This is a genomic window from Paraburkholderia sp. HD33-4 (assembly GCF_021390635.1).
Lineage (GTDB): Bacteria > Pseudomonadota > Gammaproteobacteria > Burkholderiales > Burkholderiaceae > Paraburkholderia.
Genome location: NZ_JAJEJS010000003.1, coordinates 881,093 through 896,614, shown reverse-complemented (window position 1 = coordinate 896,614; position 15,522 = coordinate 881,093). Strand labels below are relative to the sequence as shown.

Sequence of the window (15,522 nt, the reverse complement as noted above, 5' to 3'; positions counted from 1 at the left end):
GCATCGGCGCAATACTCGTTAGGTCGTGACCGCGACAAAAGCCGGGCCGGAATCAGGCGTCAGGATCTCCGCCACGAAATCGATAAATACGCGAGTCTTGGTCGGCAATCGTCGGCCTGAAGGATGAACCGCGTGAACGGGCATCGGCGCCGGCGCGAAATCCTGTAACACGCTGATGACCGCACCGCTCGCGATCTCCGGGGCAAACAGCCACGCCGGCGCTTGAACCAGTCCCATATGGGCGAGCACGGCAGCGCGAATCTGTTCCGCGTCGCCGGTGTGAAAATTGCCGGACGGAACATGCAAGCCAGCACCGTCGACGTTTTCGAAGCGCCACGCGCGCGGCTCGCGCAGCGGCGCGAAAACGACACAGGCATGTCGAGCGAGATCCTGCGGTCGCTCAGGGCGTCCGTGTTTTTCGAGGTAGTGCGGCGTCGCGACCACAACGACTGGGCTCGATGCGAGGCGCCTTGCAATCATCGAAGAGTCGGCAAGCCGCCCGCTTTTGATCGAAAGGTCGAAGCCCTCCTCGACCAGATTGACGTTTCGCTCCGTTGCCGACAGGTCCACCGACACGTTCGGATATCTGGCAAAAAATGCCGGTAGGTGTGGCACCACATATAGCCGGCCAAACACCGGCGCCACGGTGACCCGGACCATCCCAGCCGGCGACAGCTGGCCACGCCCAACGGACGATTCGAGCTCCGTGAAATCTCCAATGATGCGCAAACCCGCTTCATAGACCGATTGTCCCGTCTCGGTCAGCGTCATGCTGCGCGACGTGCGCCTCACGAGTTGAGCACCAAGATGGCGTTCGAGCGACGCGATCTGCTTGCTGACCGCGGGCTGGCCCACGCCGATTTCGCGCGCCGCCGCGGCGAAACTGCCGCTCTCGACGATCCGAACGAAAAGTTTGAGCGCATCCAGCCGATCCATCCGTTGCCCCTCAAAACTTCCAGAATGGAATTGATTGTATTCCGTTCGGCCTTCTTCTGAACGCTGCGTGGAATCGATATCGTCTGTCCATCGATCACCCGCCAAGCCCAACGAAGGAGCAACGATGAACGACATGCAGCAGACCAACCTGATCGAAATGCGGCACCGCCTGAATGATGACGACCGCGACGCGGCGATCTCGGTGCTCGAGCGCACCCAGCGACTTTTTGCGAACTTCGGCGGAGCCATGCGCGAGGCCTACGACGCGATGACGGCGCAAACGCCGATAGCGGATGGCGTCGATCTCGAAAGAGTCGACAGCGCGGACGTAAAGGGCTGGTGGGTTCGGCCCGAATCCGCCGTGGCCGGCCGCGCGATCCTCTTTCTGCATGGAGGCGCGTTCGTACTCGGGTCTGCCACGGGCTACCGCGGCCTGGCGAGTCAGATCGCGGTGCGCGCCGGCATCGACACCTTCGTGCTCGACTATCCGCTTGCGCCCGAGCATCCGTTTCCCGCGGCGTACGACGCCGCGATCGAAGCGCTGCGGTGGATGGCGAAGTCAGGCATTCGCGACATCGCGCTGGTTGGCGACTCGGCAGGCGGCGGGCTCGCGCTTGCGGCGCTGGGCGCTGATGGAGGCCTGTCGATGAACGTTACTTGTGTGGCCACTTTATCGCCGTGGCTCGATCTTGCGTTGACGGGCCCGTCGTCGCGCAGCGAAGAGACCCGCGACCTGGTCTTGACGCGGCCGATCCTCGCCGATGCCGCCGCCGCGTACCTTGGGTCAGCGGATCCCGAAGACCGACGCGCATCGCCGCTGTATCACGTTCCCGAGCATCTGCCGCCGATCGCCATTCAGGTCGGCACGGACGAACTGCTGCTCGACGACGCGCGGCGCTACGCGGCTGCCGCTGCGCAGCGGGGAAACACCGTGCAGCTGGAAATCTACGAGGGACTCCATCACGTATTCCAGCGCTCGACCGACGAGCTTGCAAGCGCCCGCTACGCGTTGGAGCAGGTCGCGGGATTTATCTTGCGGAGCGGGTCGGCTAACGCCCGACCCTGAGATTCCAACGCCGCAAAAAAAATGGCGCCGCAGGCATTCAGCCCACGGCGCCATTTCGTGGCGCTACGACGGGAACAACGCGCCGTAGCCCGACAGCACACTTACATCGTCACGGAGTCGGCGACTTCCTTGAAGTCTTCGATCTGGTCGAAGTTCATGTATTGATAGATCTTGTCGCCATCGGCGTTCAGCACGCCCATGTCGGCCATGTACTCTTCCTTGCTCGGGATCTTGCCCAGACGCGAACAGATCGCCGCGAGTTCCGCCGAGCCGAGGTACACGTTCGTGTTCTTGCCCAGACGGTTCGGGAAGTTGCGGGTCGAGGTCGACATCACCGTCGCGCCTTCACGCACCTGTGCCTGGTTGCCCATGCACAGCGAGCAGCCCGGCATTTCGGTACGTGCACCGGCCGTGCCGAAGACGCCGTAGTGGCCTTCCTCGGTCAGCTGCTTCTGATCCATCTTGGTCGGCGGGGCCACCCACAGCTTGACCGGGATGTCGCGCTTGCCTTCCAGCAGCTTCGACGCCGCACGGAAGTGACCGATGTTGGTCATGCACGAGCCGATGAACACTTCGTCGATCTTCGCACCGGCCACGTCCGACAGCGTCTTCACGTCGTCCGGATCGTTCGGGCAGGCCACGATCGGCTCGTGGATGTCGGCGAGATCGATCTCGATGACGGCTGCGTACTCGGCGTCGGCATCCGGCGACAGCAGTTGAGGGTCGGCCAGCCACTGCTCCATCGCCTTGATGCGGCGCTGCAGGCTGCGCGGGTCCTGGTAGCCTTGGGCGATCATCCACTTCAGCAGCGTGACGTTGCTGTTCAGGTATTCGATGATCGGTTCCTTGTTCAGGTGCACCGTGCAACCGGCGGCCGAGCGCTCGGCGGAAGCATCCGACAGTTCGAACGCTTGCTCGACCTTCAGTTCGGGCAGGCCTTCGATTTCGAGAATGCGGCCGGAGAAGATGTTCTTCTTGCCTTGCTTGGCCACCGTCAGCGTGCCTTGCTTGATCGCGTACAGCGGAATCGCGTTGACCAGGTCGCGCAGGGTCACGCCCGGCTGCATCTTGCCCTTGAAGCGGACCAGCACCGATTCCGGCATGTCCAGCGGCATCGTGCCGGTGGCGGCCGCGAAGGCAACGAGGCCCGAACCGGCCGGGAAGCTGATGCCGATCGGGAAACGCGTGTGCGAGTCGCCGCCGGTGCCCACGGTGTCGGGCAGCAGCATGCGGTTCAGCCACGAGTGGATCACGCCGTCGCCCGGGCGCAGCGCGATGCCGCCACGGTTGCTGATGAAGTTCGGCAGCGTCTGGTGAGTCTTCACGTCCACCGGCTTCGGATAAGCGGCGGTGTGGCAGAACGACTGCATGACGAGATCGGCCGAGAAGCCGAGGCACGCCAGGTCCTTCAGTTCGTCGCGGGTCATCGGGCCCGTGGTGTCCTGCGAGCCGACCGAGGTCATCTTCGGTTCGCAGTACGTGCCCGGACGCACGCCCTCGCCTTCCGGCAGACCGCAGGCGCGGCCGACCATCTTCTGCGCCAGCGAGAAGCCCTTGCCGCTATTGGCCGGCTGCTGCGGCAGGCGGAACAGCGTCGACGGGGCGAGGCCCAGCGCTTCACGCGCCTTGGCGGTCAGGCCGCGGCCGATGATCAGCGGAATGCGGCCGCCGGCGCGCACTTCATCGAACAGCACGTCGGACTTGACCTGGAACTCGGCGATCACTTCGCCGTTCTTCAGGGCACGGCCTTCGTACGGGCGCAGTTCGACCACGTCGCCCATTTCCATCTTCGACACGTCGAGTTCGATCGGCAGCGCGCCGGCGTCTTCCATCGTGTTGTAGAAGATCGGGGCGATCTTGCCGCCGAGGCACACGCCGCCGAAGCGCTTGTTCGGAATGAAGGGGATGTCTTCGCCCGTGAACCACAGCACCGAGTTGGTGGCCGACTTGCGCGAGGAGCCGGTGCCGACCACGTCGCCCACGTAGGCGACCAGGTGGCCCTTTTCCTTCAGCGATTCGATGAACTTGATCGGGCCGCGCTTGCCGTCTTCTTCCGGGGTGATGCCGGGGCGCGCGTTCTTCAGCATCGCCAGCGCGTGCATCGGGATGTCAGGACGGGTGGTCGCATCCGGGGCCGGCGACAGGTCGTCGGTGTTGGTTTCGCCGGTCACCTTGAAGACGGTGATGGTCAGGCTTTGCGGCACTTCCGGACGGCTCGTGAACCATTCCGCGTCGGCCCAGCTTTGCATCACGGCCTTCGCATTGGCGTTGCCCTTGTCGGCCAGTTCCTTGACGTCGTGGAACTGGTCGAACATCAGCAGGGTTTTCTTCAGCGCCTCGGCGGCCACCGTGCCCACTTCGGCGTCGGACAGCAATTCGATCAGCGGCTGGATGTTGTAGCCGCCAAGCATCGTGCCGAGCAGTTCGGTGGCGCGGGCGCGCGAGATCAGCGCGCAGGCGGTCTGGCCTTTGGCCACGGCGGCGAGGAAGCCTGCCTTCACGCGAGCGGCTTCGTCAACGCCGGCGGGCACGCGGTTGGTGATCAGGTCGAGCAGCGTCTGCTCTTCGCCGGCGGGCGGGTTCGTCAGGAGTTCAACCAGCTCGGCGGTCTGCTGAGCCGTCAGCGGCAGGGGAGGAATGCCGAGCGCGGCGCGTGCGGCCACGTGAGCACGAAAGTTTTCAAGCATGGGGGACCTGCTGGTATTTGCGTTTCAGGGAAAGGCTTTTAAGGCACTCCAAGCTGTGCCGTGCACTGCTTCGATCGCGATTTTAATTGCAATACCCACCCAAGGTCAAATGTCTTATGTCTTATATAAGACTTACGATGGAAACCGTCGATGCGCCAACGCCTCCCCCGGCGCGGCAACAGCACCGACTGTGTAAGCCGCTTCAATCATTCGCGATGCCCCGAACGCTTTGATTCCTGTCTTCCTAACGCCTACAACAAAGAATGTCCGGCGAGTTTCTTCCCGGCCGGATCCAACCGGCAGCGGAGGCGCGAATGAGCTACCAACTGATGGGCAGCATCCTCGAGGTGTGTGAATGCAAGGTCCTGTGTCCGTGCTGGATCGGCGAAGACCCCGATAACGGCATTTGCCGCAGCGCGCTCGCTTACCACTACGAGCAAGGCACGATCGACGGCGTCGATGTGTCGGGCCTGACGGTCGCGTTAGCGGCGTTCATTCCCGGCAACGTGCTGAAAGGCGGCTGGCGAGTCGCAATGTTCGTCGACGAGCGCGCGAGCGACGCGCAATTCGATGCAGTGGTGAGCGCGCACAGTGGCCAGCGCGGTGGCCCCCTTGCGGATCTCGTGAAGTTGATCGGCGAAGTCGTGTCCGTCGAACGCGCGTCGATCGAATACACGGTCGTCGACGGCAAGGGCAGGATGAAAGTCGGCGAAGCCATCGAGGCCGAGTTGGAGCCCTATCGCGGCCCGACCGGCGAGCCGACCAAACTGGTCGAAAGCATCTTTTCGACGATACCGGGATCCCCTGCCTTCGTCGGCAAGGCGACCTCTTTCCGCCTGCGGCACGAAAAGCTCGCTCTCGACCTGGCTTTGAGCGGACATAACGCCATTCAGGGATCGTTCAGCTTCGCGTCGTGAAGGTGCTCGCACGCTCTCGGCTGTTCGCGCCGCTGTTCGTCGCATTGACGACCAGCGCGTGGATCGCGTTATGGATGTGGGACGCGGGGCCCTACGCGCGCTATCTGCGTCACGCGAGCTGGTCCGAACTGCCGCTCGTCGGCGCGATATGCCGCGAGGTGCCCGGCGCGAGCCTTACGATTGCGGCGTTGCTGCACAGCGCCGCCTGGCTGCTGATGATCGCCGCGATGATGCTGCCGACCGCCTTCCCGCTCTTCGACACCTTCCGGCGAATGACCGTCGCGCGCGAAAACAGGCGTGCGCTGATGGCGCTTCTGATCGTCGGTTATGCAACGGCGTGGGCACTGTTCGGCATCGTCGCGCATGGCGTCGACGCGGCGCTCCACCGGGTCGCGGACCAATCTCCGAACGTGCTGGCCAACAGCTGGCTGATCGGCGCCGCGCTGGTCGCGCTCGCGGGCCTCTATCAGTTCAGCAGCCTCAAGCACCGATGTCTCGACAAATGCCGCTCGCCGCTGATGTTCATCACCGAGCATTGGCGAGGCAGGAGCGCGCGCCGCGAGAGCTTTCTGCTCGGAATCAATCACGGCGCTTTCTGCATCGGCTGCTGTTGGGCGCTGATGCTGCTGATGTTCGCGGTCGGCACAGGCAGCGTCGGCTGGATGCTGGCGCTAGGCGCAATCATGTCGGCCGAGAAGAATTTCAGCTGGGGCAGGTCCATCGGCAAGCCGCTCGGCGTTGCGTTGCTTGCGTGGTCCGCGTGGATCGTCGTGCAGCGCGCGGGCATCGCCTGAGCTATCCCCGGCATGCTGCGCGCTCGCACGGAGGTCCGGCACGAGACACCCAGTATCAGGAAACAGATGTTTCCTAACCTGGCGAGCAGCACGCGCAGTTGATGCGATGTTATGTCTTGCTGCTGTTAGTCCAGTAGGCGCATGGCCTGATCCGCCGCTGCCGTCATGTGTGCCCGGGATCGCCCTACTTTGCCGACGACCCTGAGCCCTTGCGTCAGACTCAGCAGAGCGCGGCCGGTAGCGTCCGGATCGACGGCGGACGCGATCGAGCCGTCGGTCTGGCCCAGTCGGATCAGACGGCGCAACAGACGCTCCGTTCGCTGCAAAGCGGCGACGACATGACCCGCGACCTCGTCATCGAAGGACAGCAGGTCGACTGCGCTTCCTACGACGAGACAGCCTCGCTTGCCCTCATCGCCGATTGCCGACTCGGCATAAAACTGCAGAAAGGCCCTTACCTTGTCGCGGCCGGTCTGCTCCGCGTCGATCAGGCTCTTTAGCTGGCCGTTTCGCAGGTGGATGTAGCGCTCGAGCGCGGCAAGGAATACGGCTCGCTTATCGGCGAACGCCTTGTAGATACTGCCGGCCGTGAGCCCCATCGCGACACCGAGGTCGCCAAGAGACGTCCCTTGATAGCCGCGCTCGCGAAAAATACGGATTGCGCCGTCCAGCGCGACGTCCATCTCGAATTCGCGTGGTCGACCCGGCGCCCGCGCCTGTCTGGCAGCATGCTTACGTGTAGTCATGCCGCGATTATAGGAAACGATCATTTCCCAATCAAGACGCCCTATGTGCCGAAGAGCGCGATGCTTTTGGGTCGAACTGAGTCGAACCTGGCAGCCCAGGTTCGGCCCAATAGCCGTCCCTCGCGAATATCTGGGGCACGGTGGTGAGCATCACGAAGTCGACGCGCGCCGAGCCTTACAAATACCAATCCAATGCGTTCCGTCGAGGCGAGTGTCAGGCGGTCATGCCCCCGTCGACACGTAGTTCCGCACCCGTGACGAACGTGCTGTCGGACGAAGCAAGAAACAGCGCGGTATTCGCCACTTCCTCTGGCGTGCCCAAACGATTCATAGGAATCAGATTGGTCAGTGTGCGCCGCACTTCATCGCTTACGTTGTCGAACATGGGCGTGTCGATGGGGCCGGGACTCACCACGTTGATCCGAATTCCGCGTCCGGCCAATTCTTTGCTCCAACTGCGAGCGTAAGATTGAACCGCCGCTTTCGTCGCGGAGTACGTCCCGAATCCCGGGTTGCCTACCGATGCGGCGATCGAACCGATCAGCACAATGCTGCTGCCGTTCGTCATTTGCTCAACGGCACGCTGCACGGTGAACACCAGCCCACGAACGTTTACGCTGAAGAGCCTGTCGAAATGCTCGTCCGTCGTCGTGTCTAGCGTCGCGAACTCGCTGATACCGGATGCGGCGACGAGGATGTCGAGACCGCGCGATTTTCCCTTCACCGTATCGAACAGCCGATCAAGATCGGACGCCTTCGTCACGTCACATTGGACCGCCTCGACGCGACCGCCAATCGCACGAACGGCCTCATCGAGTTGGGTCTGCCGACGGCCCGCGATAAAAACATAAGCGCCTTCGTCAGCAAGGCGCCGAGCTACGGCAAGTTCAATACCGCTATTGCCGCCGGTCACCACGGCAACTTTTCCTTCGAGCTTCAACATGAATCACCCCTTGTATGGATAGCTAGACAAAGATACATCGCGTATATTTGGTGTCAATTACGCACCGACCATAAATCAAATATACGCAAGGAAACCGCCATGCTTCAAAATTCGGAATCTCCATTGGCTGAATTCGGTGCAGTGCGTGTTGCTCTTGAACAGATCACGAATAAATGATCCGTCCTGATCCTGACCGTGCTGTGCGCAGAACCATCGCGGTTCAACGCAATCAAAAGGCGTCTTGATCCGATCACTCATAAGGCGCTTACCGAAGCATTGCGGCGATTGGAAAGAAATGGCTTGATCGATCGCCGTGTCATCGCGTCTTCGCCGGTCGCCGTTGAATGTTCGATCACCCCGCTTGGGCGCTCACTACAAAACCATTTGCAAGCCTCGTAACATGGGCGGCTTCGCATGGACGCAAGGTTGAGGAAGCGCAGATCGCCTATGATCAGAAATCAGACTGAGGTTCAAAGCTCGGGGCATTCAAGGTTCTTTACAAAATCGATACGTTGGCCGAGTAATGAGCGTCCAGGTTTTGGTATTCAAATCGAATCAACGAATATCCGCGCCGACGCACGAAAGCCAACTCGCTTTCATTGGAATCCGCAAAATGGCATCTCCGGCCTTGTCATTGTCATTTCGCGGCACATCGCAGCAAATCCGCGCGCAATCAAATCCTCACGCGCATTCGCCCAAGGCTTATCCACCGTCTTATCCACGTTTTCTGTGCATAACTTTTATCGGAGCAGCCACTGCGGACAATCGGTCGCGACGGGGTCCGACGAATCCGGTGTAGTCTGACAGTCTGGCGTTCATTTCGGAGGCGGCATGGAACGGGAGCTAAAGCTGCGCGTGGCGAACGAAGATCTCGACAAATTGCGTCACGCGCCGATACTTGCACAATCAGAAAGTACCGCGGGAACGCCTCACCTGCTGACGAGCACGTATTTCGATACACCCGATTTTTCGTTTCACCGATGCGGGGCCACGCTGCGCGTGCGCACGGTCGGCAACGAGAAAATCCAGACGCTAAAGCTCGAAGGATCGGCCAAGGCGGGCCTCTTCGAGAGGGACGAGTTCGAGATGGCGGTAAATAGCGACGCGCCCGATCTGAACTTGCTGTGTGACCCGATCTCCGAAGACAGCGACTGTGGGAAGCTGATTCGCGACGAGACCGTTGCGGCCCGACTGAAGCAGGCCTTCGTCACGCGGATCAACCGATCGGCGTTTGCGCTGCGCCAGCCGTCCGGGGACGAACTCGAGCTTGCGCTCGACGAAGGAACGATCGAGGCCGAGTCGGGTTCGGTGCAGATCGCCGCGGTGGAACTGGAATTGAAACAGGGCAATCCCGATGTGCTGTACCGCGTCGCGCTGGAAATGCTCGAAACCGTGCCACTGCGCATCGACCATCGCAGCAAGGCAGATATCGGATATGCACTGCTCGTAGGCGAGCACAGCGAAGCGGTGAAAGCGCAACCAGTGCGACTGGACAAACGCGATTCGATCGAGGATGCATTCTGCGCGATTGCCCGCAACTGTCTGGACCAGGTCCACGCGAATGAACGGGGCGTCGTGTCGGGCCACGATCCATCGAGCGTCCATCAGATGCGCGTGGGGCTTCGCCGCTTGCGTTCGGCTCTCGACCTGTTTGCAACAGTCATTCCCGCCTCCGCCGGATTCGACGAGGAGTTGCGCTGGATTGCCTCGGAACTCGGCGCCGCGCGCGACTGGGAAGTGCTTGCGGGATCGACGCTCGAACAAGCTTGCAGTAACGGCAATGCGGACGAGATCCGGCCCGTCATGCAGGCATGCGAGCAGATTGCCAGCGACAACCGCAAGCGTGCGGCTGCCGCGGTCGAGTCGGTCCGCTACACGCGGTTCGCGCTCCAGTTCGCGCTGTGGCTGAACCGGAAGGGTTGGCAAGATGAGATGTCCGACCAACAGCGCAACGCGATCAGCAGCCCGGTGAAGCCATTCGCCGCCGATGTCCTGCGTCGCCGGCACAAGATACTGATCAAACGTGGCAAGGGTTTGGCCGATCTCGACGATCACCGTCGTCACCGCGCCCGCATCGCGGCGAAGAAAGTTCGATACGCCACCGAGTTCTTCGCATCGCTGTGCCCGCAGCAGGCCGTCCGTCACTATGTCGGCGCGCTCACCGCGCTTCAGGATGATCTCGGCTGGCGCAACGATGCCGTCGTCGCCGATCAGCTTCTGAAGTCGCTGTTGCAAACGTCGCCGGAGGCGGCCTCGGGCGCGGCCTTCGCACGCGGCTTCCTCGCGTCACGCGTTGCTGCCAATCATCGGACATTGAAGAAGCTGTGGAAGCGTTTCAAACTGCTTTCGTCGCCGCACTGACCAGACCCGTTCAGCCCGACGTCTGCAGGCATGAACGTGTCACGCGCAACACTTATCGTGAGGTCTCACCATGTTCGAGGTTGAACTCTTCGCGGGCTGGGGCGATATCGATTTCAACTCGCATATGCGTAACACCGCCTATCTCGACAAGTCCGTGGATGCGCGGATGCTGTATTTCGCGAAACAGGGTTACTCGGTGTCGGAGTTCGCGAAGCTGCGCATCGGACCCGTGGTGATGAAGGATCAGATCGAATATTTTCGCGAGATCCACCTGCTTGATCGCGTAGTGGTCAGCTTTGCGCTCGCTGGCCTGTCTGTCGATGGAAGCCGCATGCTGTTGCGCAATGAATTTCTTCTCAACGGCAAGCTGATGGCCCGCGTGACGTCGGCGGGCGGTTGGCTTGATCTGGAAAAGCGCAAACTGATCTGTCCGCCTCCTGCGCTGCTCGATGCGATGAAGGCATTGGACAGGACCGAGGATTTTGTCGAATTGCCGAGCAGCGTGAACCGGACGGTTTCGAATTGATGTTTTGACGGTTGTGCGGGGACGTCTGAGGTCCGACTCATGGGCGCCGGTACGTATCCGCGGGCTTGTGGTGCCGGGGCGGTTCACAGCGGACCGCCTCCAGCAGATCTACGCTGGCCACTGATCAGCGTTGTCCCTCAGATGCCTCAGGACGTGCGCGCCATGCTCGCGGCGTCATCCCAAACCGCTCGACGAACCAGCGGGTGAATGACGCCTGCCTCGAGAACCCCAGCAGTTCCGCCACGCGCCCGATCGAATGGCGGGTGTGCGCCAGGTGCTGCACCACATGGTCATACCTCACCTCATCGAGCAGGCTTACGTAGTCGAGCCCCTCCGCCTGGAGCTGCCGCTGCAAGGTACGGCGGCTCTTGTGCAGCGCCTCGGCGACATCCGATATGGATGCCTGCCCGAGCGGCAGGAGGAACGTGAGGATCTTGCGGACTTCCAGCGCGACTGACTCAGGCACCGCGTCGTCGAGCGGTATCACCAGGTCCTCGGCGTAACGCGCCAGTTCTACGTCGGCCGTGGGATTCGGTAGATCCAGCAATGCCGCCTTACAGAAGATCCCGTTGATCTCGCTGTCGAATTTGACCGGGCAGCCAAAGAAGCTGACGTGCGGGCCCGTATCTGCGGGGGCCGCGTGCGTAAAGTTCACACTGTGGGGTTCCCACTGTGGACCGAGCAGCGCCGCGCCAATGCGCGCCAGCACCGCGAGGCCTAACTCAGTGGCCTGCCGGGTTTGTCGTGGCGCATCTGAAATCACCTCCGCACGGATGGCAACCATGTCGCCCTCGAATTCGAGGTAGATACCGAGCGCGTCGTTGAGCACATGGCGGTAGTGCACCGCGGTAAGCAAGGCATCGCGAAGCGTGCGGCGATTTGCAAGCAAAAGACCGACCGCGCCGACATCCTGCGCCTGCCGGCCCGCCGCCATCTCCAGGGCGAACGTCGGGCAGCCAGCACGCTCTGCCGAGATTTCGAGCAGCCTGCACCCCGCCGCGGCCGACATCCGATGCTCGGGATGGACGAGCACGTCCGCGTCGAGGCCCACTTCGCGCAAAAGCGCAAGCGGGCTCAGCCCATGCCTGCGGGCGACCTGAAAGTAGCCATGCAGCATGGTTGCGCGAATCATTGGTTCCATCGCTGGTCCGTTTTCTCTAGCTGTGGATGCATCGTATAACGACGCGACCCGGTTTCTACGTGTTTTCCCCGGGTATCAGTGGCGCAAACAGTGAGAACGCCGGCGCGCACCGGTAGAACGAAGGAAAACTGTCTCCGCTGCACCGGGAATTGTGTCAACCATGGGTGCTCAGCCTGTTGCCCGGCAAAATTCGTTGATTTTTCAGACGCTTTCAAGGGCGCGCGAAATCCGCCGGCGCCAGCTCGAGTCGTGTCGCGGGATGGGCGAGCAGCCTCCGTTCGGCGATCGCCCTGATGTGGCCAGAGCCGTCGCGAAGGCAGACCGGGCTCGCACGCGAAACCTGGCCACTGCTCTTCCTGAAGACGGGGTTCGGGCAGAGCCCGTGGAACAGGGTGTGGCGATCGACCGGTAGTTGCGTTCCATGCGACTGCACGCATTGAATGGGGGGCCGCAGCGTTATGCTTTGCCCTTTCAGGAAATCCTGAAGGGGTCTTCAAAAGGCACGGCAGTTCTCGTCGATACCATGAGTTGGCATGCAGAGACCGAGGTAAACTGGCCACCCCCATCCATGCAGCACACATCAAGCATATGAACGTCGACGTCAACACGAATCCGGCTGTTCGGGAAATTTCGGACCGCTCTCTCGATCGCAGTGATCTTCAGCAGTTGATCGCGGAAGGCGGCACGCCACTGCGCTTTGTGGCGTGTGACCTGACGGGTCTAGATCTGTCGCGGCTCGACCTACACGGAGCAACCTTCGAGCGATGCCAACTTGCAGGCGCTTCATTTATCGGGGCCAATCTCGGCAGCACTCAATGGACCCGGTGTCGCGCCGGCGAAGCCGACTTCGGTGCGTCAGACCTCGTCGACGCAGTGTTTCAGTCAAGCGACCTCAACAACACCAGATGGCGTCGGACGAAGCTCTCATCTGTGACCTTCAGGGGCAGCAAGCTCACAGGCGCCTCGTTCGAAGACTGTACTACGCTGGGATTGACCTTCGAGGAGTGCCTGCTGGTCGGCGCTCACCTGCGCCGTGTGTCCTTTCGGAAACAGACGCTCAGGGCACTCGACTTTTCTGATGCGGATCTCGCAGGCGCGGACTTCCGCGAGGCTATGTTCGACGGCGGGAGCTTGCGCAACGCTACGCTGAAGGACGCCAAATTCGATGGAGCGGACCTGCGAGGCGCAGACCTGAGCGGATTGGGGCTCGCTGACGCCAACACTCTGCGCGGGGCCAGCATCTCCGTCGATCAGGCGACTGCCTTCCTCTCGGGAGTCGGCTTGCGCGTCCTTGCCGGCAGAGGACTCTTCACCTGAGCAGAAGTCCCTGCCCTTGAGACAGGGCGGCGCCTCGTGATCCGGGCGCCGCATGGGCGACGCGGCAATTGTTGCGGACCCGCGCCGTCACCGCCTCACGAAATCACATCGAGGTCTGGCACGTGCTCAACGTCAAGCGCGATATTCCGGCGTGGCTGCTGGGCGATGACAGCGAGTTCCATTGACACCATCGGTAAGGCACGAAGCGCGCGAGCAGTTACCGGGTATCGCGGGCTTCTTCACTATCGCACCGCCTTGAACCTCCCCAACCGAACAACGAACATCGGGAACGGACCCGCGCCGTCGATCTTCGCGGCTTCTTTCTGCTGCTAGTCGAGCGACTGGATCGCCGTGAACAGGATCAGGAATGCGAACGCCTCGCGCTGTTTGCGAGGGCATGCGCTACGCGTGGAAGTAAGCTGAAATCCCGGTGGTTCCGTTCGACAGCGCCACCGGGCAAACGCGACAAGCGCTCCAGAGACTCAACAGAGCAGGCCGTCGACCATCCGTTGAGCGGCTATCATCTACCGTGGAGCGCATCGATCTCGCCGGCGGATGCTCTGCCACAAGCTTCGACAAGCCCGATGGCGGACAATCCCGACAAGGATGTCGCCGGGTCGCAGATGCGCACGACTGCCAGCTAAATGGATTACTGTCTCACTGTGAAGAACCTGCCCTGTTCATCGGAATTCCCCGCGGATGCGGATTGGCGTCGCTCGTGTCTTCGGGTAACAGATTGCCATCGCCGAGACTTTCATCGGCGCGGGCAGTCTCCGGGAATCGCTCGGGGTAAAGATGCCGCTGCGCGACGCTCGCGTCGAAAGTTCGAGACCACTTCGCGATAACCACCGTCGCAAGACTATTGCCGATGGTGTTGCATGTCGCGATTGCCATCGACATGAAACGATAGACCCCGAAAATTATCGCCACGCCTTCAACCGGCAAGATGCCCGTCGATGCAACGGTCGCCGCGAATACCACGAACGACCCGCCCGAAACAGTGGCCGCGCCTTTCGAGGTCAGCAGCATCAGCAACAACAGTCCGATCTGGTGCTCGAGCGTAATGGGAACGCCATAAGCATGCGCGATGAACATCACCCCCATCGACATGAGCAGTGATGTGCCGTCGAGGTTGAATGCGTAACCCGTGGGCAGTACCAGACCGACGGTCTGCTTCGCGCAGCCGAGTCGCTCAAGCTTGATCAGCAAGCGTGGTAAGGCACTTTCCGACGATGCCGTGCCTAGCACGATAAAGACTTCGTCCTTGATGTAACGCAGGAATCGCCACAAACTGATTCCGGCCAGTTTCGCAATGATGCCCATCACGACCACGATGAACAGGACCACGATGGCATAAAAACTGAACACGAGTTCCGCCAGTGCTATCAGCACCCCGGTTCCGTTACTCCCCACAGAGTAAGCCACCGCCCCGAGCGTGCCGAGCGGCGCAAGCTTCATCACGAGATTGATGAACGAGAACAGCACCTCGGAGATCAGATCGAGGCCTTCGGTGATTCGCACGCGGCGTCGCTCTGGAATCGCAAGGATGCCGATACCAACCATCACCGCGAGCACAACCACCTGCAGCAATTCTCCCTTGACGAAGGCGCCGATGAAATTGTCGGGCACCAGATGCATGACAAATTCGGTGAAGCCCTGAGGCGCAGCTTTCGCAGTCATTGTGGGCACCGCGCCCACCGTCACCGCGGTCATGCCTTTGCCGATTTGCAGCACGTTGCCGGCGAACAGACCCACCATCAGTGCAATGGTAGAGACGACTTCGAAGTACACGATGGAACGCCAGCCGACGCGCCCCGCGCTCCGGACGTCGCCGGCAGACGCGATGCCGTGAACGATCGTCAGAAAAACCAGCGGCGCGACCCCCGCCTTGATCAGCGCCAGGAAGATATCTCCCAGCACTTTCAATTGGGATCCGAGTTTCGGAAACACCAGTCCGACGGCAATACCGAGTACCAGTGCGAGCAACACCTGCACGCCAAGCTTGCGGTACCACGGCAGTTTCTTCGGAGACGCGACGAGCGCGTCGTCGCGGGATGCGTTTGCGTCATTCATCGTCTGTTCCTTCAC

At 61.5% G+C, this 15,522-nt stretch carries 13 protein-coding genes and 1 pseudogene; 7 read left to right on the top strand and 7 right to left on the bottom strand.

Going from position 1 to position 15,522, the window contains the following annotated elements:
- Positions 1-18: 18 nt before the first annotated feature.
- Positions 19-1,071 carry a LysR family transcriptional regulator gene (locus L0U84_RS38615; RefSeq protein ID WP_233858661.1) on the bottom strand — a complete coding sequence of 351 codons (1,053 nt, stop codon included), beginning with the start codon at positions 1,069-1,071 and terminating at the stop codon, positions 19-21.
- On the opposite strand from L0U84_RS38615, the gene L0U84_RS38610 reads away from it, so the two are divergent.
- The gene (locus tag L0U84_RS38610; RefSeq protein ID WP_233858659.1) at positions 1,061-2,002 is read left to right on the top strand and encodes an alpha/beta hydrolase fold domain-containing protein; all 942 of its coding nucleotides are present in this window, start codon (positions 1,061-1,063) and stop codon (positions 2,000-2,002) included. The genes L0U84_RS38615 and L0U84_RS38610 overlap by 11 nt on opposite strands.
- A gap of 101 nt (positions 2,003-2,103) precedes the next feature.
- Here L0U84_RS38610 and acnB read toward each other — a convergent pair whose 3' ends face one another.
- Positions 2,104-4,689, bottom strand: a complete 2,586-nt coding sequence (gene acnB, locus L0U84_RS38605) for a bifunctional aconitate hydratase 2/2-methylisocitrate dehydratase (protein ID WP_233858657.1) — start codon at positions 4,687-4,689, stop codon at positions 2,104-2,106.
- A 314-nt stretch (positions 4,690-5,003) separates the two neighbouring features.
- Here acnB and L0U84_RS38600 point away from each other — a divergent pair, with 314 nt between their 5' ends.
- Entirely contained in the window at positions 5,004-5,606 is a 603-nt protein-coding gene (locus L0U84_RS38600) for a DUF1326 domain-containing protein (RefSeq protein ID WP_233858647.1), read from the top strand.
- Positions 5,603-6,400: a DUF2182 domain-containing protein gene (locus L0U84_RS38595; RefSeq protein WP_442794109.1), complete on the top strand. Its 798-nt coding sequence runs from the start codon at positions 5,603-5,605 to the stop codon at positions 6,398-6,400. Before L0U84_RS38600 ends, L0U84_RS38595 begins: the two co-directional genes overlap by 4 nt.
- 125 nt (positions 6,401-6,525) lie before the next feature.
- On the opposite strand, the gene L0U84_RS38590 is transcribed toward L0U84_RS38595, so the two are convergent.
- A complete protein-coding gene (locus L0U84_RS38590; RefSeq protein WP_233858645.1) occupies positions 6,526-7,083 on the bottom strand; it encodes a TetR/AcrR family transcriptional regulator in 558 nt (185 codons plus the stop codon).
- Between the two features lie 277 nt (positions 7,084-7,360).
- Positions 7,361-8,089, bottom strand: a complete 729-nt coding sequence (locus L0U84_RS38585; protein WP_233858637.1) for an SDR family NAD(P)-dependent oxidoreductase — start codon at positions 8,087-8,089, stop codon at positions 7,361-7,363.
- A gap of 195 nt (positions 8,090-8,284) precedes the next feature.
- Between L0U84_RS38585 and L0U84_RS38580 the strand changes: the two genes are divergently transcribed.
- The 3 genes from L0U84_RS38580 (at position 8,285) to L0U84_RS38570 (ending at position 10,976) form a co-directional block, all read left to right on the top strand.
- Positions 8,285-8,488 carry a winged helix-turn-helix transcriptional regulator gene (locus L0U84_RS38580; RefSeq protein ID WP_233858635.1) on the top strand — a complete coding sequence of 68 codons (204 nt, stop codon included), beginning with the start codon at positions 8,285-8,287 and terminating at the stop codon, positions 8,486-8,488.
- 432 nt (positions 8,489-8,920) lie between these two features.
- Entirely contained in the window at positions 8,921-10,450 is a 1,530-nt protein-coding gene (locus L0U84_RS38575; protein ID WP_233858633.1) for a CYTH and CHAD domain-containing protein, read from the top strand.
- A gap of 70 nt (positions 10,451-10,520) precedes the next feature.
- Entirely contained in the window at positions 10,521-10,976 is a 456-nt protein-coding gene (locus L0U84_RS38570; RefSeq protein ID WP_233858631.1) for a thioesterase family protein, read from the top strand.
- 124 nt (positions 10,977-11,100) lie between these two features.
- Here the strand turns inward: L0U84_RS38570 and L0U84_RS38565 are convergent, their stop codons facing one another.
- Complete coding sequence (locus L0U84_RS38565) at positions 11,101-12,117, bottom strand: AraC family transcriptional regulator (protein WP_233858629.1); 1,017 nt, start codon at positions 12,115-12,117, stop codon at positions 11,101-11,103.
- A gap of 211 nt (positions 12,118-12,328) precedes the next feature.
- Positions 12,329-12,430 (bottom strand): annotated as a pseudogene (locus tag L0U84_RS38560) (DUF1488 domain-containing protein); the annotation flags it as partial.
- 275 nt (positions 12,431-12,705) lie between these two features.
- On the opposite strand from L0U84_RS38560, the gene L0U84_RS38555 reads away from it, so the two are divergent.
- Positions 12,706-13,434, top strand: coding sequence for a pentapeptide repeat-containing protein (locus L0U84_RS38555; RefSeq protein ID WP_233858627.1), 729 nt, complete (start codon positions 12,706-12,708; stop codon positions 13,432-13,434).
- A gap of 657 nt (positions 13,435-14,091) precedes the next feature.
- Here L0U84_RS38555 and L0U84_RS38550 read toward each other — a convergent pair.
- Positions 14,092-15,507 carry a cation:dicarboxylate symporter family transporter gene (locus L0U84_RS38550; RefSeq protein WP_233858625.1) on the bottom strand — a complete coding sequence of 472 codons (1,416 nt, stop codon included), beginning with the start codon at positions 15,505-15,507 and terminating at the stop codon, positions 14,092-14,094.
- Between the last annotated feature and the right edge of the window lie 15 nt (positions 15,508-15,522).

Coding starts and splice junctions, on each gene's coding strand:
- L0U84_RS38610 (WP_233858659.1), top strand. CDS start 1,061: ATGAACGACATGCAGCAGACCAACCTGATCGAAATGCGGCACCGCCTG.
- L0U84_RS38615 (WP_233858661.1), bottom strand. CDS start 1,071: ATGTCGTTCATCGTTGCTCCTTCGTTGGGCTTGGCGGGTGATCGATGG.
- acnB (WP_233858657.1), bottom strand. CDS start 4,689: ATGCTTGAAAACTTTCGTGCTCACGTGGCCGCACGCGCCGCGCTCGGC.
- L0U84_RS38600 (WP_233858647.1), top strand. CDS start 5,004: ATGAGCTACCAACTGATGGGCAGCATCCTCGAGGTGTGTGAATGCAAG.
- L0U84_RS38590 (WP_233858645.1), bottom strand. CDS start 7,083: ATGGACGTCGCGCTGGACGGCGCAATCCGTATTTTTCGCGAGCGCGGC.
- L0U84_RS38585 (WP_233858637.1), bottom strand. CDS start 8,089: ATGTTGAAGCTCGAAGGAAAAGTTGCCGTGGTGACCGGCGGCAATAGC.
- L0U84_RS38575 (WP_233858633.1), top strand. CDS start 8,921: ATGGAACGGGAGCTAAAGCTGCGCGTGGCGAACGAAGATCTCGACAAA.
- L0U84_RS38570 (WP_233858631.1), top strand. CDS start 10,521: ATGTTCGAGGTTGAACTCTTCGCGGGCTGGGGCGATATCGATTTCAAC.
- L0U84_RS38565 (WP_233858629.1), bottom strand. CDS start 12,117: ATGGAACCAATGATTCGCGCAACCATGCTGCATGGCTACTTTCAGGTC.
- L0U84_RS38555 (WP_233858627.1), top strand. CDS start 12,706: ATGAACGTCGACGTCAACACGAATCCGGCTGTTCGGGAAATTTCGGAC.
- L0U84_RS38550 (WP_233858625.1), bottom strand. CDS start 15,507: ATGAATGACGCAAACGCATCCCGCGACGACGCGCTCGTCGCGTCTCCG.